The organism is Spirillospora sp. NPDC000708 (genome assembly GCF_040299565.1).
Taxonomy (GTDB): Bacteria; Actinomycetota; Actinomycetes; order Streptosporangiales; family Streptosporangiaceae; genus Spirillospora.
In genome coordinates this window covers 99,538-123,887 of sequence record NZ_JBEPCJ010000008.1, presented here as the reverse complement: position 1 = coordinate 123,887, position 24,350 = coordinate 99,538, and the positions used below count along the sequence as shown (strand labels likewise).

General features: G+C 74.6%; 19 protein-coding genes and 1 pseudogene. 13 read left to right on the top strand and 7 right to left on the bottom strand.

The genetic code is table 11. The features are described 5' to 3' along the window. Window positions 1-10: 10 nt before the first annotated feature. Window positions 11-220, bottom strand: a complete 210-nt coding sequence (locus tag ABT299_RS08975; protein ID WP_190862954.1) for a hypothetical protein — start codon at window positions 218-220, stop codon at window positions 11-13. 232 nt (window positions 221-452) lie between these two features. Between ABT299_RS08975 and ABT299_RS08970 the strand changes: the two genes are divergently transcribed. After that, window positions 453-1,475, top strand: coding sequence for an effector-associated domain 2-containing protein (locus tag ABT299_RS08970; RefSeq protein ID WP_500250274.1), 1,023 nt, complete (start codon window positions 453-455; stop codon window positions 1,473-1,475). A 2-nt stretch (window positions 1,476-1,477) separates the two neighbouring features. Here ABT299_RS08970 and ABT299_RS08965 read toward each other — a convergent pair whose 3' ends face one another. Together ABT299_RS08965 and ABT299_RS08960 are read right to left on the bottom strand one after the other, a co-directional pair. Beyond that, window positions 1,478-1,921, bottom strand: coding sequence for a nuclear transport factor 2 family protein (locus ABT299_RS08965; protein ID WP_433141361.1), 444 nt, complete (start codon window positions 1,919-1,921; stop codon window positions 1,478-1,480). A gap of 31 nt (window positions 1,922-1,952) precedes the next feature. Then, entirely contained in the window at window positions 1,953-2,828 is an 876-nt protein-coding gene (locus tag ABT299_RS08960) for a TIGR03619 family F420-dependent LLM class oxidoreductase (protein ID WP_190862947.1), read from the bottom strand. 144 nt (window positions 2,829-2,972) lie between these two features. On the opposite strand from ABT299_RS08960, the gene ABT299_RS08955 reads away from it, so the two are divergent. From ABT299_RS08955 to ABT299_RS08915, 9 genes and pseudogenes are all read left to right on the top strand, one after another. Next, complete coding sequence (locus tag ABT299_RS08955) at window positions 2,973-3,842, top strand: SDR family NAD(P)-dependent oxidoreductase (protein ID WP_500250273.1); 870 nt, start codon at window positions 2,973-2,975, stop codon at window positions 3,840-3,842. Between the two features lie 192 nt (window positions 3,843-4,034). Continuing rightward, the gene (locus ABT299_RS08950; protein ID WP_500250272.1) at window positions 4,035-4,865 is read left to right on the top strand and encodes an EI24 domain-containing protein; all 831 of its coding nucleotides are present in this window, start codon (window positions 4,035-4,037) and stop codon (window positions 4,863-4,865) included. Window positions 4,866-4,939: 74 nt separating this feature from the next. Continuing rightward, window positions 4,940-6,505: a flagellar basal body-associated FliL family protein gene (locus tag ABT299_RS08945; protein ID WP_500250271.1), complete on the top strand. Its 1,566-nt coding sequence runs from the start codon at window positions 4,940-4,942 to the stop codon at window positions 6,503-6,505. Between the two features lie 65 nt (window positions 6,506-6,570). Next, window positions 6,571-8,724 (top strand): acyl-CoA dehydrogenase family protein, encoded by a 2,154-nt coding sequence (locus ABT299_RS08940; RefSeq protein ID WP_500250270.1) that lies wholly within the window; start codon window positions 6,571-6,573, stop codon window positions 8,722-8,724. Between the two features lie 24 nt (window positions 8,725-8,748). Beyond that, window positions 8,749-10,452, top strand: a complete 1,704-nt coding sequence (locus tag ABT299_RS08935) for an MmpA family trehalose lipid delivery protein (RefSeq protein WP_500250269.1) — start codon at window positions 8,749-8,751, stop codon at window positions 10,450-10,452. Further along, complete coding sequence (locus ABT299_RS08930) at window positions 10,452-10,583, top strand: hypothetical protein (RefSeq protein WP_264159724.1); 132 nt, start codon at window positions 10,452-10,454, stop codon at window positions 10,581-10,583. The genes ABT299_RS08935 and ABT299_RS08930 overlap by 1 nt, the downstream gene beginning before the upstream one ends. Window positions 10,584-10,596: 13 nt before the next feature. Further along, window positions 10,597-11,421, top strand: coding sequence for a glycosyltransferase (locus ABT299_RS08925; protein WP_500250268.1), 825 nt, complete (start codon window positions 10,597-10,599; stop codon window positions 11,419-11,421). After that, on the top strand, window positions 11,418-12,752 hold the full coding sequence (locus tag ABT299_RS08920; protein WP_500250267.1) for a glycosyltransferase family 4 protein: 1,335 nt from the start codon (window positions 11,418-11,420) through the stop codon (window positions 12,750-12,752). The genes ABT299_RS08925 and ABT299_RS08920 overlap by 4 nt, the downstream gene beginning before the upstream one ends. A 50-nt stretch (window positions 12,753-12,802) precedes the next feature. Then, a pseudogene (locus tag ABT299_RS08915) lies at window positions 12,803-15,982 on the top strand (alpha-(1->3)-arabinofuranosyltransferase domain-containing protein); the annotation flags it as partial. Window positions 15,983-17,084: 1,102 nt separating this feature from the next. Here the strand turns inward: ABT299_RS08915 and ABT299_RS08910 are convergent. Next, entirely contained in the window at window positions 17,085-18,395 is a 1,311-nt protein-coding gene (locus ABT299_RS08910; RefSeq protein ID WP_500250266.1) for an acyltransferase family protein, read from the bottom strand. Beyond that, on the bottom strand, window positions 18,392-19,174 hold the full coding sequence (locus ABT299_RS08905; protein WP_190865873.1) for a class I SAM-dependent methyltransferase: 783 nt from the start codon (window positions 19,172-19,174) through the stop codon (window positions 18,392-18,394). Before ABT299_RS08905 ends, ABT299_RS08910 begins: the two co-directional genes overlap by 4 nt. Window positions 19,175-19,432: 258 nt before the next feature. Here ABT299_RS08905 and pgfA point away from each other — a divergent pair, with 258 nt between their 5' ends. Both pgfA and ABT299_RS08895 read left to right on the top strand, forming a co-directional pair. Next, the gene (gene pgfA, locus ABT299_RS08900) at window positions 19,433-20,671 is read left to right on the top strand and encodes a cell envelope lipid trafficking protein PgfA (protein ID WP_500250265.1); all 1,239 of its coding nucleotides are present in this window, start codon (window positions 19,433-19,435) and stop codon (window positions 20,669-20,671) included. A 186-nt stretch (window positions 20,672-20,857) separates the two neighbouring features. Further along, window positions 20,858-21,967 carry an NAD(P)H-dependent flavin oxidoreductase gene (locus ABT299_RS08895; RefSeq protein ID WP_208268209.1) on the top strand — a complete coding sequence of 370 codons (1,110 nt, stop codon included), beginning with the start codon at window positions 20,858-20,860 and terminating at the stop codon, window positions 21,965-21,967. Window positions 21,968-22,143: 176 nt separating this feature from the next. Here the strand turns inward: ABT299_RS08895 and ABT299_RS08890 are convergent, their stop codons facing one another. Beyond that, entirely contained in the window at window positions 22,144-22,587 is a 444-nt protein-coding gene (locus tag ABT299_RS08890; protein ID WP_190865866.1) for a hypothetical protein, read from the bottom strand. 148 nt (window positions 22,588-22,735) lie between these two features. Here ABT299_RS08890 and ABT299_RS08885 point away from each other — a divergent pair, with 148 nt between their 5' ends. Continuing rightward, window positions 22,736-23,368, top strand: a complete 633-nt coding sequence (locus ABT299_RS08885) for a flavin reductase family protein (RefSeq protein WP_500250264.1) — start codon at window positions 22,736-22,738, stop codon at window positions 23,366-23,368. A gap of 80 nt (window positions 23,369-23,448) precedes the next feature. Here ABT299_RS08885 and ABT299_RS08880 read toward each other — a convergent pair whose 3' ends face one another. After that, a complete protein-coding gene (locus ABT299_RS08880) occupies window positions 23,449-24,261 on the bottom strand; it encodes a crotonase/enoyl-CoA hydratase family protein (RefSeq protein ID WP_500250263.1) in 813 nt (270 codons plus the stop codon). Window positions 24,262-24,350: the final 89 nt, after the last annotated feature.

The following is a 24,350-nucleotide window of genomic DNA, read 5'->3' as shown; positions in this document are numbered from 1 at the left end:
GAGGCGATCGTCACAAGAGGCGGTTGTCGAAGCCCGCGGAGATCCGGGCGGCTTCGCGGCGCTCGGTGCCGGCGCGGCGAACGGCCTCGCCGAAGACCGTGCCCTGGGCCGCCGCGGAGCGGGCGAGGGCGGCGTCGAGGGCGGCGCGGTCGGGGCGGACCCAGGCGAAGGCAATCGCGCCATCGACGGACTGCGATGTGCTGCCATGAGTACCCGGCACGGCCGTCCCCCTCGTGTCCCGCGAAATCGGAAAGGCGTCGCTTCCTCTGTGGGCCCAAAGGCACCAGCCTAAGCCCGCGGCTCAGGCGGACGGCACCTCCGGGACGAGACGATCATAGAGCGGGGCGCCCCCGCAAGGCGGTGATCGGGGCAAGACGCGCCGGTGATTTTCCCGGTGGTCTTGCCGGTCGCGAGGGCGGTCGAGGACGCTGAGGGGGTGGAAGGGAGGGCGCGTGGGCGACGCGGCGCGGACGGGTGGGTGGCGGCCCGGGGGGTTGTCCTCGTTCCTGGTGTGCGACATCGCCGGGTTCAGTTCGGCCGAGCGGGACGATCCGGTGCGGGTGCGGGTGCGGAGGTCGATGTACGAGGGGCTCGACCGGAGCCTGGCGGACGGCGCCGGGGTGCGGCTGGACGACTGCTACCACGAGGACCGCGGCGACGGGGTGATGGTCGTCCTTCCTGCGGAGGTCGGGGCGGAGCGGCTGCTGACGACCGTGGTGGACCGGCTGCGCGCGGAGGTGCGGCACCACAACCGGGCGGCGAGCGAGGCGGCGCAGATGCGGCTGCGGGTGGCCGTCAACGTGGGGGAGGCGCGGGCGGACGAGCGCGGTGTGGTGGGGACGGAGCTGACGCACACGTTCCGGCTGCTGGACGCCGCGCCGCTGAAGGAGGCGGTGGCCGCGGCGGAGACGGCGATCGCGGTGATCGTGTCGCGGCGGGTGTACGACGACGTGGTGCGGCACGGCCGGGGCCTCGTCGATCCGGACGACTACTACCGGGTCGAGGTGGAGGTGAAGGAGACCGAGGGCGAGGCCTGGATCATGGTGCCGGGGATGCGGCCCGGCCCGGCGGCGGGCGGCGCTCCGGCGCCGCGCGGCGGATCGGTCGCGGTGCGCGAGGACGGCCCGGGGGAGGACGACCGGATCGATGACGGCGGGGGCTTCGCGCCGCCCGCGGAGGTTCCGGTGCCGGTGCTGTTCCAGATGGTGGACGATCTGCTCGGCATCCCGCAGATGCGGAACGAGCGGGGCCGCGAGCGGCTGGTCGGGGCGCTGTCGCCGGTCATCGCGGGCGTCATCCCGCGGTCGCCGGAGGCGAAGGCGGACCTGTTCGCGATCCTGCAGACGTGCCTCGACTATCCCGGCGGCCTGCAGCAGTTCCTGCAGGCCGTCCGGGGGTTCGTGGGCGAGTCGATGGCGGTGCGGCGGCTGGAGCAGACCACCGCCCGGCTGCTGCTGCCGCCGGGCGACGGCTGATCTCAGGCCGAGGGCCTGGTGATGGTGGCCATGGCGCGGTCCGGTTCCCAGTGGGCGCGCAGCGAGGTGATGAGGCCGGACTCGTCGACGGTGTAGATGAGGACGCAGTCGATGGTCATGGTGGAGCCGTCGCCCATGGTGGTGGTGATGGCGGCGACGTTGGCGCAGCAGGGGCCGTTGGCGAACGAGTCCTTGATCTCGAAGCGGAACCCGCTGATGGTGGCGATGAACGAGTCCCAGAAGGCGGCGATGCCGTCGGCGCCGCGGTGGCCCTCGCCGGAGGGGTCGAGGAAGGACGGGCCGACGGGGTCCTCGACGAGGGCGCCGGGGGCGAACAGGGCCAGCCACTCCTCCCGGCGCCCGGCGCCGACGGCGGTCATGGAGGCGCGGGCGGCCCGGCGGGCGGGGTGGTCGGCGTCGGGGGCGTGCCAGATGAGGGCGTCCATGACCGAACTGTAACGTGTTCTCGTTTTATGGTCAGCCGGTCACCTTCGCGATCACGGTCTCGGCGAACCGCTCCAGGTTCGCGATCTTCTTGTCCAGCGGCTGGGTGTCGGGGCCCTTGGCGTAGGGCATCCGGAAGCCGACGATCACGTCGGTGACGCCCTTGTCCTCCAGCCGCTTCACGCCGTCGGGGGTGTAGGCGTCGGGGGAGATGACGTGCACCTCGAAGGGCTCGCCGGCCTTGCCCTCGGCCTCGCGGATCCGGTGCAGCCGGGCGAGCAGCTCGTCGAGGTCGTCGGGGCCGCCGCCGTGCATCCAGCCGTCGCCGCGGACGGCGGCGCGCCGCAGCGCGGGCTCGCTGTGCCCGCCGACCAGGATCGGGATCGGCTCGGCGGGCGCCGGGCACAGCTTGATCGCGGGGATGTCGAAGAACTCGCCGTGGAACTCGAAGTAGTCGCCGCCGGCGAGGCCGCGGACGATGTCGATGGCCTCGTCCATCCGCTTCCCGCGCCGCTCCCACGGCACGCCCATGACCTGGAAGTCCTCGCGCCACGGGCTGACGCCGACGCCGAGGCCGAGGCGCCCGCCGGTGAGGCAGGCGATCGAGGTGGCCTGCTTGGCGACGAGCACCGGCGGCCGGACGGGCAGCTTGAGGACGAACGGGGTGAACCGGAGGGTGCTCGTCACCGCGCCCATGGCCGCGATCAGCGTGAACGTCTCGATGAACGCCTTGTCCTCGAGGAACTCGCGGTTCCCGTCGGCGGTGTAGGGGTAGGTCGAGTCGGACTCGCGCGGGTAGGCGAGCGAGTCGGCGACCGACATGCTCGTGTAGCCGGCCGCCTCGGCGGCGCGGGCCAGCGGCAGGTAGAACGACGGGTCGGTCATCGCCTCGGCGTAGGTGAACCTCATGGCGACCGATAGTAGAACCGGTTTCAGTTCGAGGCCAGGGGCCGTCCCGGTGGCCGGGGCCGCCCGCGGCCCCGCATCACGGCTTGTGCAAGAAATCACATCCACCCCTTGCTCGCGCGTTCGGCGCGGTGGTTCGGTGGGGGGATGAGGGACAAGATCGCGATCGTGACCGGGGGCACCTCCGGGATCGGTAAGGAGATCGCTCGCGGGCTGGCGCGCGCCGGGTTCCTCGTCGGGATCGTGGCCCGCAGCGAGATGCGGGCGAAGGCGACGGTGGACGAGCTGACGCGGGACGTGCCGGGCGCGCGGATCGAGACGTTCCTCGCCGACCTGTCCGCGCAGCAGGACGTGCGGCGGGTCGCGGCGTCGCTGGAGGAGCGGTTCGACCGGCTGCACGTGCTGGTCGACAACGCGGGCGTGCACCTGATGCGGGCGAAGGAGAGCGCCGACGGGTTCGACCGGATGGTCGCCACGAACCACCTGGGCCCGTTCCTGCTGACGAACCTGCTGCTCGGTCCGCTGAAGAAGGGCGCGCCGTCGCGGATCGTGGTCGTCGCGTCCGAGGCGCACCGGTTCGCCGGCCGGCTGGAGCCCGCGCGGATGGCGGAGCCGGGCAATTACCGGGCGGCCGGGTCCCTGCGGGTGTACGGGCGGTCGAAGCTGATGAACATCCTGTTCGCGCAGGAGCTGGCGCGGCGGCTCGACGGCACCGGCGTGACGGTGAACGCGATGTGCCCGGGGTTCGTCGCGACGGGGCTCGCCCGCGACCTGCCGGGCAGCGCGCGGATCGGCGGCCTGCTGTCGCACACGCCCGTGATGCGGACGCCGGCGCAGGGCGCGCGGATGGCGCTGCGGCTCGCGCTGGACGAGGAGTTCGAGGGGCGCACCGGCGGCTTCTACAGCTCGACGCCGGGCGCGGGGCTGATCCCGGAGGCGGGCCCGCTGAAGGACGAGGTGCTCCGCCGCGCGGTGTGGGACCAGTCGGCCCGTCTCGTCGGGCTGCCGGTGCGCTGAAGCGGCACCGGCCGGGGCGCGCTTCGCCCGTCCGCTTGGGCGCTCTGTGGGAAGGCCCTAGGCTCTGAGCGTGTGAGCCACCCCCCGAATCAGCCCGCTCCGTGGAACCCGCAGCCGGGAGCGCAGCCGCCCGGAGCGCCGGCGCCGATCCCCGGTCGCCCGCAGCCGCCCGCCCCGCCGGGTCCGCCCGGCATGCCGGGCCGGCCCGCCTCGGGGGAGGGCGAGGCTAGGCCGTCGGCGGTCAAGGACCTGTTCACCGGGGTCGGCTACCTGCTGCGCGGCATCGGCTGGACGGCGCGCCACCCCGCGCAGTGGCTGTTCGGCCTGATCCCGGCGCTGATCGTGCTGGCCGCCTACGCGGCGGCGCTGGTGACGCTGGCGTTCTACCTGGACGACCTGGCGGGCTGGGTGACCCCGTTCGCGGACGGCTGGTCGGACGCGGCGCGGGCGGCCACGCGCGTCGTCGCCGGCATCGCGATCTACGGCGCGGCGGTGTTCCTCGCCGTGCTCACGTTCACGGCGGTCACGCTGCTGGTCGGCGACCCCTTCTACGAGGCGATCGCGGTGCGGGTCGAGGAGTCGCAGGGCGGCGCGCCGCCGGACCCGGACGTCCCGCTGATGGTGCAGATCGGGCGGGCCGTCAAGGACGCGCTGGCGCTCGGGCTCGTCGCCGTGCTGTTCGCGGTGGTGTTCTTCGCGGCCGGGTTCCTGCCGGTGGTGGGGCAGACGGTGGTGCCGGTGATCGCGGCCCTGGTGTCCGGGTACTACCTGGCGGGAGAGTTGACGTCGATCGCGCTGGAGCGCCGCGGGCTGCTGCGCAAGGAGCGGTTCGCGCGGCTCAAGGCGAACCGGTCGCTGTCCGTCGGGTTCGGCGCGGCGACGTTCGTGGTCTTCCTCATACCGCTGGGCGCGGTGTTCGCGATGCCGGGCGCCTTGGCGGGCGCGACGCTGCTGGCCAGGGAGCGGCTCGCGGACGGCCCGGGGATCACGGGCGGCCGTACCGGCGTCGCGACCCCGACCTGAGGCGATAGGAAGATGTGTCCTCAGCGTGATGACCTGCCGAACGAAATGAATGATCTTCGCGTACCGTGTTCCGCATGTCCGATCAGGGGGAGCGCGGTGTGCGCTGGACCGACATGAGCGAGAGCGACGCGGCCGGCCGGCCGCCGGCGCCCGACGCGGGGCGCGCGACCGGCCCGCAGGTGGTCTCCTCCGAGCCCAAGGTGCCGGAGGTCTTCATGCCCGCACCGCACGGCCGTACGGATTTCTCCGACGCCGGCGAGGAGCGGCCGCACGACATCTGGGGCAAGGTCGAGAGCTCGGCCGCCCCGGGAGCGCCCGAGACCGGCGCCGAGCAGGAGGCCGCGCCCGGGCACGAGCCCGCGTCCGCGCGGAAGGCCGCGTCCGAGCAGGAGACCGTGTCCGAGCAGGAGACCGCGTACGAGCAGAAGGGCGCGTTCGAGCAGCAGGGCGCGTACGAGCAGGAGGCCGCGGGCCGGCAGGGCCCCACCGCCTGGGAGGAGCCGGCCCACGGGGACCGGCCCGGACCCTGGGGACGGCCGGAGGCCGGGGAGCCCGCCGCATGGGCGGAGCCGGCCGCCGAGCCGGAGCGCGAGCGCGAAGCCGGGGCCGTGTACGGGAGCGGCGCGCTGCCCGACGCCGAGGACGTGCGCGTCGCGCCCGTCCCGGCGGAGGGGCAGGAGCCGCCCGGCTGGGAGGGCTCGCTGTTCGAGGACGGGCCCGGCGCGGCGTCCGAGGACGAGACGCCCGCGGTGCAGGTCGGGCTGGCGGGCCCGGCGAAGGCCGGCAAGCCGAGCAGCGGCAACTGGCAGATGCCGGACTGGATGGCGGACGAGGCGGCCGCGGACGCCAAGCTCGGCGGTTCGCCCGGGACGTCCGGCGACGTGTTCGACGAGGGCGGCGGCCGGTCCCGGCTGGTGCTGATCGGCGGCGTGGGCCTGCTGGTGGTCGCGCTCCTCGCGGCCGGCGGCGTCTACTACATGACGCACAAGACCGACGATCCGCCGGCGGACCCGGCCGTCAAGACGGGAGGGGCGGGCACCGGCGCGCAGCCCGAGGAGCCGCAGGTGACGGTCCCCGCCGACCGGCCGCTGAAGCGGTTCCCGGGCAAGCCGAGCAAGGTCCTCGGCCGGCTGACGGACGCCGCGTCCGGGCTGTCGTACCCGCGCCTCGGCCCGCCGTGGCAGCTGCCGACCAAGAAGAACAAGCTGAGCACGCCGGGCTGGTCGGGGCAGCAGATCGTGGTCACCGAGCGGCACGGGCAGCGGCTCTGGTACGGCCAGCTGCTCACGGGCGCGCTGCCGCCGACGCTGCTGGGCGCCTACAAGGGGCCGGGGAGCGTCAAGAAGACGACCGCGCTCGCGGAGCAGGGCTACGAGTCGCAGTACTACGCGTTCCCGCACAAGTCGGCGCCGCTGGCGTCGCAGGCGCTGAACGTGGACGGGCACAAGGGCTGGCTGATCGCCTCGTACCTGACCTACAAGCGGGCCGGGGTGCGGGCGACCGGCGAGATCGTGGCGACCGCGGTCATCGACACGGGGCACCGGACGCCGGCGGCGGTGTTCGCGTCACTGCCGAACACGCACCGGAAGATGTGGCCGGACCTCAACGAGTTCCTCGGCCAGCTGAAGGTCGCGGCCTGACCCCTCTTAAGTACCGAATGCCGTTCTAATAGGCTGGCTCCGATCCCCGACGGAGAGGTGCGGTCATGGCGATCGGGTTGACGGAGGAGCACGAGGCGCTGGCGGCGTCGGTGCGCGGGTTCGCCGAGCGGAACGTCCCGCCGGAGGCGGCGCGCGAGGCCGACGCCGGGTTCTGGCCCGCGCTCGCGGCGCAGGGGCTGCTCGGCCTGCACCTCCCCGAGGACGCGGGCGGCCAGGGCTTCGGCCTGCTGGAGCAGGCCGTCGCGCTGGAGGAGCTCGGCCGGGCCCTCGCGCCCGGCGCGTACACCCCGACCGTCCTGGCGTCGGCGATCCTGCACGCCGCCGGGGCGGGCGGCGACCTGCTCGCCGGCCTCGCGGACGGCTCGCGCAAGGCGGCGGTCGGCCTCTCCGGCGGTCTGGCCGTCGACGGCGGCACGGTGTCCGGGACGGTGCGGCCGGTCCTGGGCGCACCGCTCGCCGACGTGTTCCTGCTGCCCGCCGGAGAACGCTGGGTGGTCGCCGGACGCGACGAGGTCGCGGTCGGCGACCTGGAGTCGCTCGACGTCACCCGCCCGGTCGGCGCGGTGACGGCCGACGGCCTGGACGTCCCGGACGACCGCTTCCTCGACGCGCCCGACGCCCGCGCCCTCGCGGTCGTCCTGCTGGGCGCCGAGGCGTGCGGCGTCGCGGGACGCGCGCTGGACGACGCCGTCTCCTACGCCAAGCTCCGCGAGCAGTTCGGGCGTCCGATCGGCCAGTTCCAGGGCGTCAAGCACAAGTGCTCGCGGATGCTCATCGCGGTGGAGCGCGCGCGGGCGGCGGTCTGGGACGCGGCGCGGTCGTTCGGCGACGCCCCCGAGCAGCGCGCCTACGCGGTCGGGGTGGCGGGAGCGCTCGCCGCGGACGCGGCCGTCCTGTGCGCCGAGGGCAACATCCAGATCCACGGCGGGATCGGCTACACCTACGAGCACGACGCGCACCTCTACTACCGGCGCGCCCTCACCCTGCGCGCGCTACTCGGGAGGGCGAGCGGCCACCGCGCGGACGTCGCGGCGCTGGCGGTCGAGGGCGTCCGCCGCCCGATGGGCATCGAGCTGGGCGAGGACGCGGCGCCGCTGCGCGAGGAGATCCGCGGGCGCGTCGCCGAGATGGCCGCGATGGAACCGCTCGCGCAGCGCGCCGCGATGGCGGAGGGCGGCTGGGTGACGCCGCACCTGCCGAAGCCGTGGGGGCGCGACGCCGGGCCGCTGGAGCAGATCGTCATCCAGCAGGAGCTGAAGGCGGCGAAGGTCCGGCCGGTCCCGCTGATGATCGCCGCGTGGGTCGTCCCGTCGCTGGTCCAGTACGGCACGCCGGAGCAGCAGGAGCGGTTCCTGCCGCCGACGCTGCGCGGCGAGATCATCTGGTGCCAGCTGTTCTCCGAGCCGGGCGCGGGCTCCGACCTCGCCGGGCTGCGCACCCGCGCGGAGCGGGTCGAGGGCGGCTGGCGGATCAGCGGGCAGAAGATCTGGACGTCCCTGGCCCGGGACGCGCAGTGGGGCGTCTGCGTCGCCCGCACCGACCCGGACCGGCCCAAGCACGACGGCATCACCTACTTCATCGTGGACATGGCGGCCGAGGGCATCGACGTCCGGCCGCTGCGCGAGTGCACCGGCGACGCGGTGTTCAACGAGGTGTTCCTGGACGGCGTGTTCGTCCCGGACGACCGGGTCGTCGGCCCCGTCAACGAGGGCTGGCGGGTCGCCCGCAACACCCTCGCCAACGAGCGCGTCGGGCTGACCAGCTCGTTCCAGCTCGGCGGGGACGTCCCGAAGCTGCTCGCCCTCGCCGCCGAGCTGGGCCTGGACGGCGACCCGGTCGTCCGCGACGGCATCGGCCGGCTCGCCTGCGACGAGCACGCGTTCAACCTGCTCGGCCTGCGCGCGACGCTCAAGCAGCTCTCGGGCACCGACCCGGGCGCGACGGCGAACGTCCGGAAGCTGGTCGCGATGGAGCACGGGCAGCAGGTGACCGAGTTCGGGTTCACGCTCCTCGGCGAGGAGGGCGCGCTGACCGGCGGCTGGAAGGACGGCCTGCGCCCGCGCTGGACCCGCTACCTGCTGGCGTCCCGCGCGATGTCGATCGGCGGCGGCACCACCGAGGTCAACCTCAACGTGATCGGCGAGCGCATCCTCGGCCTCCCCCGCGACCCCGAGCCCGCCGCGCGGCGGGCGACTTGACCGTGCCCGTATAAAGAGAGCGCGATGGGGGAGAGACGGCGGCGGCTCGTGGCCGCGCTGACCGGGCTGGGGCTCGGGCTCGCGGCGCTCGGGCCGGGGCTCGCGCCCGGGTTCGTGCTGTCGTACGACATGGTGTTCACGCCGGATCCGGCGTTCACGCCGATGACGTTCGGGCTGACGGGGACGGTCCCGCGGCAGGTGCCGAGCGACGCGTTCGTGACGGCGCTGGCGACGGTGGTCCCCGCCGACGCCGTGCAGAAGCTGATCCTGCTCGCGATCTTCGTGATGGCGTGCATGTCGGCGGCGTCGCTGGTGCCGACGCCGCGGCTGCTGCCGCGCCTGGCGGCCGGGGTCTGCTACGCCTGGAACCCGTTCGTCGCCGAGCGGCTGCTGCTCGGCCAGTGGGCGCTGCTGCTCGGGTACGCGGCGCTGCCGTGGGTGGTCGCGTCCGCGGCCCGGACGACCGGGAAGGGCGGGACGCGGCGTCTCGTCCGCGCGCTGGTGCCCGCCGCGATCGGTGGATTCGCCGCGCTGACCGTGTCGGGGCTGACGGCGCTGGTCGTCGCGCTGGTGTCGGCGCGGCTGCGGGGCGCGGTGCGGGTGGCCGGGGTCGTGGCCGCCCTGAGCCTGCCGTGGCTGGTGCCGGCCGTGCTGCGTCCGGCGGGCGTGCCGGGGAACGGGACGGCCGTCGACGTCTTCGCGGCGCGGGCCGACACCCCCTTCGGCGTGCTCGGCAGCCTCCTGACGCTCGGCGGCATCTGGAACGGCGAGACGGTGCCGCGCGGCTACGGGACGCCGGTCCTGGCCGGGTTCTGGCTGGCCGTGGTGCTCGGCTCCCTCTTCGCGTACTGGCGCTGGTGCCGGGAGCCGGAGTGGCGGCGGGGCGCGGCGGTCGCGGCGGCGGCGGGGTTCGTCGTGGCGGCGCTCGGGGCGGTGGCGGCGCCGGTGCTCCGCGGCGCGGTCGGGCTGTGGTCCGGCTTCGCCGTGCTGCGCGACGGACAGCAATACGTGGCGCCGCTGGCCGTCGTGGTCGCCGTGGGACTCGGCGTCGCCGCCGACCGGGCGATCGGCGCGCGGTACGCGATGGTCGCGGTGGGCGCCGTCGCGGCTCCGGTCCTGCTGCTGCCGACGCTGGCGTGGGGCGCGGCGGGCGACCTGCGCGCCGTCCGCTACCCGGACGACTGGGCGCGCGCCCGGAGGATCATCGCCGCCGACTCCGCGCCGGGGGACGTGCTCGTGCTGCCGTGGGCGCTCTACCGCGGCTACTCCTGGAACCACGGGCGGCGCGTCCTCGATCCGCTGCCCCGCTACCTGCACCGGCGGGTCGTGGTGAACGACGCGCTGATCGTCGGCCGGACGACCATCGCCGCCGAGGACCCGCGGGCGATCGCGCTCGCCCCGGCCGCCGCGCGCCCCGACGCGGCCACGCTGCGTGACCAAGGCGTCCGGTACGTCGTCGTCGACTCGGAGGCCGGCCGGTACCGCCCCACCGGGGCCGTCCCCGTGGTGACGGGTCCTGACCTGGCCGTTTACCGGATCGACGGGGCCGCGGCGGGCCACGAGGACCGCGTTCCGGCGGCGCCGGTGATCGTTGCCTGGATAGCGGCGAGTGTGGTGGTTTTCTGGTCATTCCTGGCCTCAGGCACTACTCTGGGGCTTCCGTTACTCGGGAGTATCCGTAGCCGCAGCCCCGACCGCCTCCCCCACCACAGTCGAAGGGCCCCCTGATGCGCATCGCCATCGCCGCACTCGTCGGCGTCCTCCTCGCCGCCGGAGCCTCGTTCGGCGTCGTGCAGCTCGCGAACTCCTCGCAGAAGGACCCGGTCATCAAGCCGATGTACAACTACGGCGCCCCCTGACCAGCGTGACCTGATGGGGAACCGGCGTCCCGGTCCCGCCCTGCTCGAGGTCGTCGTGCCGGCCCGCAACGAGGCCGGCCGGCTCCCCGCCGGGCTGGACCTGCTGAGCGACAGGCTCGCCGCGCTGCCGGCGCGCGCCGAGGTGATCGTGGTCGACAACGCCAGCACGGACGGGACGGCGGAGATCGTCCGATCCTGGCGCGGGCCCGTCCCCGTGCGGCTGCTGACCTGCGACCGGCCCGGCAAGGGCGCCGCGGTCCGCACCGGCCTGCTCGCCACCCGCGCCCCCTACATCGGGTTCATGGACGCCGACATGGCCACCGACCTCGCCGCGCTGGACGACGCGCTCGCCCTGCTGCGCGAGGGCCGCACCGTCGTGGTCGGGTCGCGGCGGCACGCGGCGTCCGTCGTCGAGGGGTACGCGCTGCCGGTCCGCCGGCTCGGCGCGATCACCTTCAACCGGATCGTCCGCGACCTGGTCGGCGGCATCCAGGACACCCAGTGCGGGTTCAAGTTCTTCGCCGGGCCGCTCGGCCGCGCCGCGGCGCGCGACCTGCGCACCACCGGGTTCTCGTTCGACGTCGAGCTGCTCGCGCACTGCGTGCGGCGCGGCGCGCCGGTCACCGCCATCCCGGTCGTCTGGCGCGACCGCCCCGGCTCGACGTTCTCGGTGCGCCGGCATTCGCTGCAGTGCCTCATCGACCTCGCCCGGATCCGCGCGCGCGTCGCGGGCCCGCTGATCCCCGCCCCGGCGGCGGCGCCCGAGGCCGTCCTCGGCCCGCTGCCCGCCCTGCCGGACCGGGGCCTGCCGTCGGCGTCGAGCGCCGGACAAGGATGAACGGACCCTTGCGGCTGGCGGTCGTCAACTGGCGCGATCCCTGGCACCCGGCCGCCGGCGGCGCCGAGCGGTACGCCTGGGAGATCGCCCGCCGGACGGCGGAGCGCGGCGCCCGCGTCCACTACGTGACGTCCCGGGCACCGGGGCAGCCGCGCCGCGACCGGGTCGACGGCGTCGACTTCGTCCGGCTCGGCGGCCGGTTCACCGTGTACCCGCTCGTCCTGCTGTGGCTGCTGCGGCGGCGGTTCAGGCGCGGCGGCCGCTTCGACGCCGTGATCGACTGCCAGAACGGCATCCCGTTCTTCACGCCGTGGGCGCTGCCGCGCCGCGTCCCGGTGTTCTGCGTGATCCACCACGTGCACGACGCCCAGTTCGGCGTCCACTTCCCGCCGTGGATGGCGTGGATCGGGCGGATGCTCGAAGGGCCCGTGAGCCGCTGGGCGTACCGGAGGCACGCGTACGTGGTCGTGTCGCCCTCCACGCTGCGCGCGGTGCGGGAGCGCCTGGCCTGGACGGGCCCGGTGTACGTGGTGCCGAACGGCTGCGACGCGCCGCCGGACGTCCACGGCGCCGTGGCCACCGGGCATCCGCAGCTGGCGTGCGTGACGCGGCTCGTCCCGCACAAGCGGCTCGGCCTGCTCCTCGACCTGGCCCGCGGCCTCGCCGACCGGCACCCTGGGCTCCGCCTGCACATCATCGGGACGGGTCCGGAGGCGGACGCGCTCGCCGCCGGGATCGCCGAGCGCGGCCTGCAGTGCGTCGCGGTCGCCCACGGCTACGTGACCGAGCACGTCAAGGCCGCTCTCGTCGCCACCGCCGACCTGCACCTGAGCACCTCGCAGGGCGAGGGCTGGGGGCTCAGCGTCATCGAGGCCGCCGCGCTCGGCGTCCCGTCCGTCGCCTTCGACGTGGACGGGCTGCGCGACGCCGTCCGCGACCGCGTCACCGGCTGGCTCATCGGACCGGACGACGTGCCCGCCGAGGTGGTGGAACGGGCGCTCAAGGAGCTCGCCGAGCCGGGCCGCCGCGACGAGGTCGCCGCGCGCTGCCGGGCCTGGGCGGCCGAGTTCGACTGGGCGCGGACCGCCGACCGGATGCGCGAGCTGGTCGAGGCGGCCGTGCGGGCCGGAACGTCGTCCACCGCCGATGACCGGGCACAGGTCGTGCACCGGTACGGTGACGTGCACCTGCGCGTGGTGGAGGGCCCGGTGCGCGACGAGCTGCTCGCCGGATCCGGCGAGGTCCGCGAGGTCCGCGAGGCGACCGCCGTCGAGCGGCTGCTCGGCCGGCCGCGCTCCACCGGCGAGGCCGCCCGCGGCGACCTGGAGTAGGGCCGGCCGGGCGGGGCCGAGCGGCGAAGGGCGGAGGAGAAGGGGCGAGCATGGCAGTGGGAGAGGCGAGCCCGCCGCGCGCCGGCGCGCCGCGCCCGCCCGCCCCCGGCCCGCGCCCGCCGGACGGCCCGGACGCCGCCGCCCGGCTGCGCGAGCGGCTGCGCGTCGCGGCGTGCTGCCTGGCGCTGACCGCGCTGGCGTTCGGCACCCGGCCCGGCCTCATCCTCGCCGACACCAAGATCGACATGGCGGTGAACCCGCTCGGGTTCCTCGGCCGCGCGCTGCACCTGTGGGACGCCGAGCAGTTCGGCCAGCTGCAGAACCAGGCGGTCGGCTACCTGTTCCCGATGGGCCCGTTCCACGCGCTCGGGCACCTGGTCGGGATGCCGCCGTGGATCACCCAGCGGCTCTGGACGTCGCTGCTGCTCTGCCTGGCGTTCGCCGGGACGTGGAGGCTCGCGAACCGGCTCGGGATCGGCGGGCCCGGGAGCCGGCTGATCGCCGCGATGGCGTACGCGCTGGCGCCGAACGCCCTGGCGACCCTCGGCCAGATCTCCTCCGAGTACCTGCCGGCCGCGATGCTGCCGTGGATCGTGCTGCCGCTGGTCACCGCCGCGTCCGGCGAGGGCGGGCGGGTCCGCGCGGCGGCCCGGTCGGGGCTCGCGGTCGCCTGCTGCGGCGGCATCAACGCGACCGCCACCGTCGCGGTGCTGGTCGTCCCGCTGGTGTACGTGATCACGCGGCCGCGCGGGTCGCACCGGATCCGGCTGCTGGCGTGGTGGTCGGCGGCCACCGGCGCGGCGATGGCGTGGTGGCTCGTCCCGCTGATGCTCACCGGGACCTATGGCTTCTCCTGGCTGACCTACACCGAGAAGGCCGCGACGACGACCGCGCCGACCGGTCTGATCAACATCTTCCGGGGCGCCGAGCGCTGGGTGAACTACCTGATCGTCGACGGGCGGATCTGGTGGCCGGTGGGGCACAGCCTGTCGGTGGGCGCGCTGCCGGTCGTCTGCACCGGACTGATCGCCGCGCTCGGCCTCGCCGGGCTGCTCGGCCGGCTGCTGCCGGAGCGGACGTTCCTGCTCCTCACGCTGCTGGCCGGGGTCGCGGTCATCGCGACGGGCCACCTCAGCGACATCCCCGGCCCGTTCGCCGCGCAGGCCCGCGACCTGCTGGACGGCCCGCTCGCGCCGCTGCGCAACCTGCACAAGTTCGACGCGGTGGTCCGGATGCCGCTCGCGCTCGGGCTGGCGCACCTGCTCGTCGTGGCCGTCCGCAGGCCGGGGCGCGCGCAGGCGCGGGTCCTGGCCGGAGAGCCCCGGCCCGGCGCCGGCGCGCTGCGGGCCGTGCTGAGCGTGCCCGCCGTCGCGCTGGTCGCGCTGGCCGGGATCGGCGCGACCGCCGTGTCGAACGGGCTCACCGGCCCCGGCTCCTTCCCCCAGGTGCCGAAGTACTGGCGGGACGCGGCGTCGTGGATCAACGCGCGGGCCGGCCAGCAGGGCGTGCTGGCGCTGCCCGGCGCGCCGTTCGGCGAGTACCTGTGGGGCCGGCCGATGGACGACATCGTCCAGCCGCTGCTCACGGCCCGCTGGGGCGTCCGGCAGCTCGTCCCGGCCGGGTCGCCCGGGTACACGCGGGCGCTGGACGCGATCGACCTCCAGGTCCGCTCCGGCCAGGGCTCGCCGGGCCTCGCCGCGTTCCTCGGCCGGATGGGCGTGCGGTACCTGCTCGTCCGCAACGACCTGAGCCGCGAGACGCTGCGCGGCGCCTGGCCCGCCCGGCTGCACCAGGCGCTCGCCGACTCGCCCGGCATCCGCCGGGCCGCCTCCTTCGGCGCGCCCGTCGGCGGCGACCTCGTGGACGACGCCGTCTCCGCCACCGACCAGAGGTACCCGGCGTTGGAGGTCTACGAGGTCTCCGGCGCCGACGACGTCGCGAACCTGTCGGACGCGTCCGGCGCCCTCCGCGTGTACGGCGGGCCGGAGTCGCTGCTCGCGATGGCCGACGACCGGGCGCTGCCGGCCGGGCCCGTCCTGCTCGACGACGACGCCCCCGACCTCGGCGGCGAACCCGTCGTGACCGACTCGCCCCGCCTGCTGAAACGCAACTACGGCGAGCTCCACCAGACCTCGCCGACGCTGACGCGGGCGCACCGGGGGCAGGCCACCGACGTCCTCGACAAGGGCTGGAACCGGTACACCACGCACGTCACCTACGGCGGCGGCGTCCGCGACGTCACGGCGTCGTCGTCGGCGGCGAGCGACGACGCCATCCCGCAGTCCCGCAAGCCGGGCGCGGAGCCGTACGCGGCGCTGGACGGCGACCCGTTCACCGCGTGGCAGACCGGCGGGTGGAAGGGGCCGGTCGGGCAGTGGCTGCGGGTCGACTTCGACAAGCCGCGCGACGTCCGCGACCTGACCGCCGTGTTCGACCAGGACTCCACGCTCGGCCCGGCCGTCGCGCGGGTCGCGGTGCAGACCGAGACCGGCACCGTGGAGCAGGACGTCCAGCGGACCTCGTCCCCCCAGCCGCTGCGCGCCCCGGAAGGGGCCAGCCGCTGGCTGAAGCTGCGCATCACCGGCCTCGCGACCAGGCCGGCGGTGCCCGCGTTCGCGCGCGCCGGGGTGTCCGAGCTGAGCATCGGCGGTGTCCACCCGACCCGCACGTACACGCTGCCCGCGCCGTCAGGGGTAAAGGGCCGGGCCACCTACGTGATGGGCCGGGCGCCCGGCGGCACGTCCGCGTGCATGCAGGGCAGCGCCCGCTGGGTGTGCTCGTCCGCCCTCGCGAACGACGACGAGGAGGGCGACGGCCTCGACCGCGCCTACACCTCCGCCGTGTCCGGGAAGGCGCCGCTCACCGGCACCGCCGTCCTCACCGACGAGCGGCTGATCGCCCAGTACACCGCCGTGGCGGGGCAGCCGCTCGTCACCGCCACGTCCGTCCAGTCCGACCATCCCGCCGACCAGGCGCGGTCGGCGTTCGACGGGGACCCGTCCACCACCTGGATCGCCGCGGACAAGGACAAGGCGGCCGCGATCTCCGTGCGGTGGAAGGGCCGCAAGCGGCTGTCGAAGCTCACGCTGAGCCGGCCGCCCGGCGCGTCCGGCCCGGTCCGGGTGCGGGTCGAGGGGCAGAACGGCGAGTACCGCGAGGGACTGTCCGACGGGCTGGGCCGGCTGTCGTTCGCCCCGATGACCACCGACCGGCTGACCGTCACCTTCCTCAAGGACGACCAGACCGGGCCGGTGCAGCTGACCGACCTCATCGTCCCCGGCGTCCGGCCGCTGCCGGACGTGGCGGACTACCCGCTGACGCTGGCCTGCGGGTACGGGCCGAAGGTCCGGGTGGACGGGACGACCGTGCAGACCAAGGCCACCGGCACCTTCGGCGACCTGCTCGCGGGGCGGCCGCTGCGGTTCGCCGCCTGCCGCCAGGCGCCGCTGAAGGCGGGCCTCAACCACCTGACCTCGGTGCCGCTCGACGCGTACCGCATCGACACGGTCACCGTCGGACCGCAGGCGATCGCGAGCGGCACGGGCACGGGCGGCACCGGCACGGGCGGCACCGGCACGGGCGGCACCGGCACGAGCGGCACGGACGCGGGCGCGCCGCAGCCGGTCAAGGTGCTGAGCTGGGCGTCCGGCTCCCGCAAGCTGGAGATCGACGCCGCGAAGGGCTCGTTCCTCACCGTGAACGAGAACTTCAACACCGGCTGGCGCGCCACCGTGGGCGGCACCGCGCTGCGCGCCGTCCGGCTCGACGGCTGGAAGCAGGGCTGGCTCGTCCCCGCCGGGACGAAGGGCACGGTCCAGCTCACCTACACGCCGGACCGGTCGCAGCGGATCGCCGTGGTCGCGGGCCTCAACCTGTTGCTCGTGCTGCTGCTGGTCGCCGTCTGGCCGGCGCGGGAGCGGCGCGAAGCGGGACCGCCGGGCGGCCGCGCCCTGGTCGCCGGGACCAGCTGGCCCGCCTGGGCCGCGGTCGGCCTCGCCGCCGCGCTCGGCGGCTGGATCGCCGGCATCCCCGGCCTCGCCGTCACCGCCGTCGTGGCGGTCGTCTGCGGCTGGGCGAGGACCGGGCGGGCCTGGCCGCTGCGCGCGCTCTCGTCCTCCTGGGCGGTCGTGCTCGCGATGGTCGCCGGGGCCGGTTGCCTCGCCGCCGGGAACCGGTTCGGGCTGCTCGACAACCCCTCCAAGCCGGACGGCCTGCTCGGCGACACCGTGCCGCAGCTGCTCGGGCTGGTGATCGTCGGACGGGTCGCGGTGGAGCTGTGGCGGCCCCGGCCGCGCGGCGGGCCGGACGGCGCGTCCGGCGGCCGGATCGAGCTCAGCTGGGCCGCCCCCGGGCAGGAGCCCGCCGGGACCGCGCCCGCGGCGCCACCGGGTCCGGAACCGTCCGGCCGGGATCGTCGCCGCCGCCGCGGCCGGCGCGCGGGCGGCGCCGGCGCAGCAGCGCCATCACCGGCTTCTCCACCAGGTAATAGCTCGCCGTCGCCGCTGCGATGGACGCCGCCGCCAGCAGGGGCAGATCCGTCAGGACGTGCCCCCGGTACATCCGGTCCGCCGCGTCGTACCAGGCCAGAAGAATGATCATCTGCCAGAGGAAGACGCCGTAGGAGATCCGGCCGAGGAAGCGCATCACCCGGTTGCCGAGCACCCCCTCGATCACCGGATGCCCGGCCGGCGCGAACGCGATCGGCGCGACCAGGGCGACCGCGACGAGCCCGAACACCACCAGGTGCAGGACGGACGTCCACAGCGCGTCCGGTGTCTGCAGGGTGTACGGGCCGGTCGCGGGCGTCGCGGCCACCACGTACAGCATCGCCGCCGCCGCCCAGCAGGCGCCCCACGAGTCGGCGACGGCCCGGCACATCGCCGCGACCGGGCGCCGCTGGTCGAGCCGCGCCCACACCGTCACCACGGCCATCGCCATGCCGATCGCGAACCACACGAAGAAGTGCGGCAGCCACAGGCCCATCTGCGTGTGCCGGTCCGGCACGAACATGAAGACCACGTACACGAAGGAGAGCGCCCCGTACACGCCGATCGCGCGCAGCAGCCGCTTCGCCCGCACGCCCGGGTCGCGCGTCGGGACGCGCCTGGCGTACCAGGTCAGCAGCGGCGCGGTCAGCGGCAGCAGCGCGTACCAGGCGGCCTCGACCACCAGGCTCCACGTCTGCCCGATGCGGGCCGGGCCGAGGCCGCCGCCCCACCACGGGTCCGGCAGGTACGTCTGCGTCAGCGTCAGCAGCGAGCCCCAGGTCAGCGGGTCGCCGAGGTGCCCGCGCGCGGACGTGGCCATGAAGACGACGATCAGCGTCCAGTACGCGGGCATGATCCGCAGGGCGCGCTTGAGCAGGTACTCGCCGGTGCGCGGCGCGGCCCGGCCGTCCAGCGCCGCCGCCGCCCACGGGCGGTAGAGCAGCAGGCCGGAGAGCGTGAAGAAGATCGGCACGCCGACCTGGCCGCCGTTGAACAGCCAGCCGGAGCCGCCCTCCCGGGTCATCGCCCCGGACGCGCTCGCCACGTGGAACGCGAGGACGGCCAGCGCGGCGAGCGCCCGGACGCCGTCCAGCGCGTCCTGGTGCCCGGAGATCGGCGGCGGGGCCGGCCCGGCCTGCGGCGGCGCGGGCCTCACGGGCCGGTCTTCCGCAGCACGAGCAGCAGGTTCCAGGTCGCGACCTCCCGCAGGGCCGGGACGCGGACGATCACCGACGCCCAGCGCGGCAGGTAGCGGGGCACCGCGGCCACGACCTCGACGTCGCGGTTGCCCCGCGCCCAGGCGAGCGCCGCCGACACCGACACCGGGTGCAGGCTCGTGCCGTACCGGTTCCTCGGCGGCCGTCCCGTGCGGCGCTCGTAGCGGCGGGCGGCCCGGTCGCCGCCGAGGTAGTGCCAGGGCGACGTCTCGTGGCCGCCCCACGGGGACAGCCAGTTGGTGAAGGACAGGAACACCAGCCCGCCGGGACGTGTCACGCGGACCATCTCCCCGGCCATCCGCCACGGGTCGGGCACGTGCTCCAGGACGTTGGACGAGAAGCACACGTCGGCCGAGCCCGTCCGGTACGGGAGGGCCAGCGCGCTGGCGACGAGCGTGTTCGGCGCAGGAGGCCCGAGCGCGGTCAGCTCCTTGATGTCGTGGTCGATGCCGGTGCATCGTGCACCGGCCTTTTCGAGCGCGCGCGCGAATTGGCCGAGTCCGGTCCCGACGTCGATGACGGTGGCGCCGTCCAGGCGGGTGTACGTGCCGAGCTGCGCGACGGTGTCCTGCGCCATCAGCCCGTAGAAGTACTCCGGATCGGTGCCCTCGCGGCGGAACGCGCTGAAGAGCCGGAGGCACCGGCCGAGCGTGGCGCGGTGGCCCGGCGCGGCGCGACCGTCCTGCTCGGGCGCCGAGGCAGCTGCCGGCCAGTCCATGGGCAACCTCACGGATCACGGGGAGTACAGGCGGAGCTTACCGGCCGGTACGCGGTCGCCGGGAGCGGTCGCCGGCCCGCCCCCGGGGATGCGCCGACCGCGCCCCCGGGCCATGGCCAATATGGGAGGATTCTTCGGATTTGCACGTTGAGTGGCCGTGCTATTGGACGGGCGGTTTGGCAAGTCCTGTAGCCTGACCGCGCACGCCGGAATCCGGCCTCACGGCCCGGGGAACGGACCGCAGTCCCGGAGGTGTTCATGCGGCGACCGGTGGTCGGCCTGATCCTGATCGGCCTGGGCGCCTTCTTTCTCGCGCTCGCGCCCATGGTCCGGTTCTACGTGGCCGACCAGGTGGTGCAGGCGCCCCTGAACCGCTACCAGGTCACCCGGCTGGAGTCGCCGAACAGCACCTACTTCGACCAGTCCGACCTGAAGCTGAAGAACGGCGTCACGCTGCGCGCCAACAACACCATCCGCGGCGACGTGCGGGCCAACGGCGGCAACAACAAGATCGCCGTCTGGGACTCCACCACCGACATCTACGACCAGGCCAAGCCCGACACCCCGGTGCAGATCCAGAAGTTCCGGATCGCGTTCGACCGGCGGACGGGCGTCCTCGTCAACTGCTGCGGCGCCAACGTCGAGGGCGACAGCACCGTCCGCATGTCGGGGTACGGGCTGCTGTTCCCGATCGGGAACGTGCAGAAGCGCGACTACCCGTTCTTCGACATGACCACCAAGCAGCAGGCGCCGATGCAGTACGGCGGGGTCGAGCGGGTGCACGGCCTCGCGACCTACCGGTTCACCCAGCACATCCCGCTGACCAAGACGGCCGCGCTCGACACCAAGATGCCGGCGAGCATGCTGGGGCTGCCGGCCGACAAGGGCAACCAGAAGGCCGACCGCTACACCGAGGCCTACAACACGATGTGGGTCGACCCGCGCACCGGCATCCCGGTCAAGCAGCGGGAGAACATCCGCAGCTGGGTGCAGACGCCGGACGGCAAGGGCAAGATGATCGTCGCCCAGGCCGACCTGATCACGCTCGACAAGGACCAGCGGGGCCTCGTCTCGATGGCGGACAAGACCGCGCTGCAGATCGACCTGGTGCGCAGCTACATCCCGGCGGGCGCGGTGTTCGTCGGCCTGGTGCTGCTGCTGGCCGGCGGCCTCCTCGGGCTGATGCGCGACCGGACGCCGCCGAAGATCGAGGCGCCCCGGCGCCCCGACGGCAAGTTCGGCGACGCGGGCCCGCCCAAGCCCCCCGGCGCCCCGGGCGCACCCGGCGCCGCAGCGGCTCCCGCTGCGTCCGCCGCGGCCGCGCCGGCATCGGCGGCCGCTCCGCCCGGTTCGTTCGCGGCCCGCGCCGCCGCCCCGGACGCACCGGGCGCCCAGGGCGACAAGGGCGTCCAGGGCGACAAGGGCGCCGGCAGGCCGCAGGCGCGGCGGGTGCCGTCCGACGGCCGCCAGCGTCGGCTGCCGTCGCGGCGCCGCTGAGCCCGCTCCCCGTCCGCCAGGCCCCGCAGGCCCCTCCGGGCCGCGGGGCCTTCGTGTGTCCCCGCTCACGCTGATACGTGTTCTAGAGCCGACCGGACGCCCTGGCCGGGCTGTTCTGCGTGCCTCAGTGATTTCCTCAACTAGAACCTGTTGCAGTTTTGCGGGGAGCCGCCTAGGGTCGAGGCTGTGCGGACACGAGTCACCGAACAATTCGGCATCGAGTACCCGATCTTTGCGTTCAGTCACTGCCGCGACGTCGTCGCGGCGGTGAGCCGCGCCGGCGGCATGGGCGTCCTCGGCGCCCTGTACTTCACCCCCGAGGAGCTCGAGCTCGAGCTCAAGTGGATCGACGAGCACGTCGGCGGCAAGCCGTACGGCGTGGACGTGGTGATGCCCGCCAAGTACGAGGGCGCCGACCTCGGCGACGCCGAGGAACTGGTCGGCAAGCTCCAGGGCATGATCCCGGCCGAGCACCGCAAGTTCCTGGAGGACCTGCTCCAGGAGCACGGCGTCGAGCCGTCCACCGAGAGCGCGAGCAAGGTGCTGCTCGGCTGGACCGACCAGACGGCCCGCCCGCAGGTCGAGATCGCGCTCAAGCACCCGATCGCCCTGCTGGCGAGCGCCCTCGGCCCGCCCCCGGCCGACGTCGCCGAGCTGGCCCACCAGCACGGCGTCAAGGTCGGCGGCCTGGCCTCCAACGCGCGGCACGCCCGCAAGCAGGTCGAGGCCGGCGTGGACATCATCATCGCGCAGGGCACCGAGGCCGGCGGCCACACCGGCGACGTGTCCACGATGGTGCTGATCCCCGAGGTCGTGGACGCGGTCGGCGAGGACACGATCGTCCTCGCGGCGGGCGGCATCGGCCGTGGCCGGCAGATGGCCGCCGGCCTCGCGCTCGGCGCCGACGGCGTCTGGACGGGCTCCATCTGGCTGACCGTGGACGAGGCCGACACCCCCGAGCGGGCGCTGCCGAAGCTGCTCGCGGCCACCTCCCGCGACACCGTCCGGTCCCGCGCCTGGACCGGCAAGCCCGCCCGGTTCCTCAAGACCGCGTGGACCGAGGCGTGGGAGAGCGAGAAGTCCCCGGGCTACCTGCCGATGCCCATGCAGTTCATGCTGATCGCCGACGCGCTGCCGCGCATCGCCCGGTCCGGCGACGGCGAGCTGGTCACCTTCCCGGTCGGCCAGATCGTCGGCTCCATGAACCAGGTGAAGCCCGCCGCCCAGGTCGTCTACGACCTGATCGAGGAGTACGTCGAGTCGATCGAGCGGCTCAACGCGATCACCGAAGGCTGACCCCGCAAGGGCAGGGACGGGGGGCGGGGGGGCACCCCCCCGCCCCCCCCCCCGTCCCCGCCCGGAGTAGAGGGTGATAAAAGACAGGGCCCCCGCGCCGGCGTAGTTTAAGAAGGCCCCGGGCGCCCGCGGGCGGGCGCGCCCCCCCCCCCCCCCCGCCGCCGCGTTCCCGGCCGTCAGAAGCGGGTCATCCACGACAGGGCCCGCGCGACGACGTAGTAGACGACGCCCGCGATCGCCCAGTTGATGTAGAGCTGCTCCTTCGGGTCCGACCGCGTGAACGCGTCGTGGAACGGCGTCGCGAGCCAGCGGCCCGTGTTGAGCGTCGCGTGCACCAGGTCGTTGCCCGGATTCGCGCCGCCCCAGGTCAGCAGCATCCCGAGGGCGAGGATGAACGCCGCCGCCCAGCCCGCCGCCAGGATCATCGCGCTGACGGGGTTGTGCCGGCCGCGCCGCCACCGCCGCGGTCTCCGCACCACGACGGTCTTTCCGGCGCTCTCGTCGGAGGGCGCCGCCGCGGCCGTCCGCCGGGGCCATGCCCAGCGTCTCCGTGGCTCCGCCGGCGGTTCCTCGGTCGCCGTCCGTCCCCGTCCCAGGTACCGTCCCATCTGGAGGGCCATCGCTCGCTCATTCCTTCCATGACCGGCTCGCGTCCAGCCCTGCCACGGAAGGGGGCGCGCAAACGCCGCCCCTTTTACGGACGGCCGATACCCGCCCGCGATCACATTTCAGCCGGCGTCGAAACGACCCCGCCCTACGCTTCCGATCATGGAACCCGCGGTCACCGCCTTGCCGGAGCACGTCGCCATCGAGCCGAGCGTCCTGTACTTCGGAACCCCGGTCGTCCTCCTGACCAGTGCGAACGAGGACGGCTCGGACAACCTCGCGCCGATGTCGTCGGCGTGGGCGCTCGGCCGGACGGTCGTGCTCGGGCTCGGCGCCGAGGGGCAGACCGCTCGCAACCTCCAGGAGCGTCCCGAACTGGTGATCAACGTTCCGGGCCCGGAGCAGTGGCGGGCCGTGGAGCGGCTGGCGCCGCTCACGGGACGCGACCCGGTGCCCGCGGCGAAGGCGGGCGTCTTCCGGTTCGAGCGCGACAAGTTCGCCGCCGCCGGGCTGCGGCCCCAGCCGTCCGAGACCGTCGGGCCGTCACGGGTCGCCGAATGCCCGCTGCAACTGGAGGCCCGCGCCGAACGGGTGCGCCCCGGAGCGTCCGGGGGGTTCGTCATCGCCGAGGCCGAGGTGCTGCGGGTGCACGCCGACCCGCGCATCGTCGTGCCGGGCACCCACCACGTGGACCCGGCCGAGTGGAGCCCGCTCATCTACAACTTCCGGCACTACTTCGGCCTCGGCCCCGAGCTCGGCCACACCTTCCGCAGCGAGACCCCGCGGACCCCGTGACCCGCCTCTCGCGCGACCGGGGCGCTCCCTGACGGGCTCCGCGCCCCGGGCGACGGGCTCCGCGCCCCGGACCGCGGGCGCTACTTGCCGTGGTAGATGGGGGCGCGCTTCTCCTTGAAGGCCTTCGAGCCCTCCTTGGCGTCCTCGGTGGCGAAGACGGGCCAGCCGATCTCGTCGGAGACCTTGAGGGCCTCCTCCTCGGGGAGGTGCTCGGTCTCGCGGACGGCGCGCAGGATGGCCTGGACGGCCAGCGGCGCGCACGCGGCGATCCGGTCGGCCATCTCGCGGGCGGCGGCGAGGGCTTGCCCGTCCGGCACCACCTGGTTGATCAGGCCCATGGCGAGGGCCTCCCGCGGGGTCACCTCGCGGGCGGTGAGCAGGATGTCGAGGGCGGCGGCGTAGCCGATCTGGCGGGGGAGGCGGACGGCGGACCCGCCCATCGGGAACAGGCCGCGCTTGGCCTCGAAGAGGCCGAGGGTGGCGCCCTCGGCGACGACGCGCAGGTCAGTGCCGGCGAGCAGCTCGGTGCCGCCGGCGACGGCGTAGCCCTCGATGGCGCAGATGAGCGGCTTGGTCGGGCGGCCGTCGCGGAGCAGGCCCTTCCAGTGGTAGTCGGGGATCTGCGCGGCGCGCTCGGCGACGCGGGGGTCGGACGGCGGCTGCGACATGGCCTTGAGGTCGGCGCCGGCGCAGAAGGTGCCGTCGGCCCCGGTGAGGATGCCGACGCGGACCTCGGGGGTGTCGGACATGTAGGCCCAGGCGTCGGCGAGGCCGACCAGCATGGCCGTGCTGAGCGCGTTGCGCGCCTCCGGGCGGTTCATCGTGACGATGACGACGTGGCCGTCCCGCTCGACGGTGCAGTGCTCGGTGCTGATCGGCAGCAGCTCGGCCATGGAAGTCCTCCTGCGATGGGCAAAACAAGAACAGATTCTAGTTAAGGCGATGCGCTACCGGTAGGGGTTGCCCTGTAAAACGAGAACGT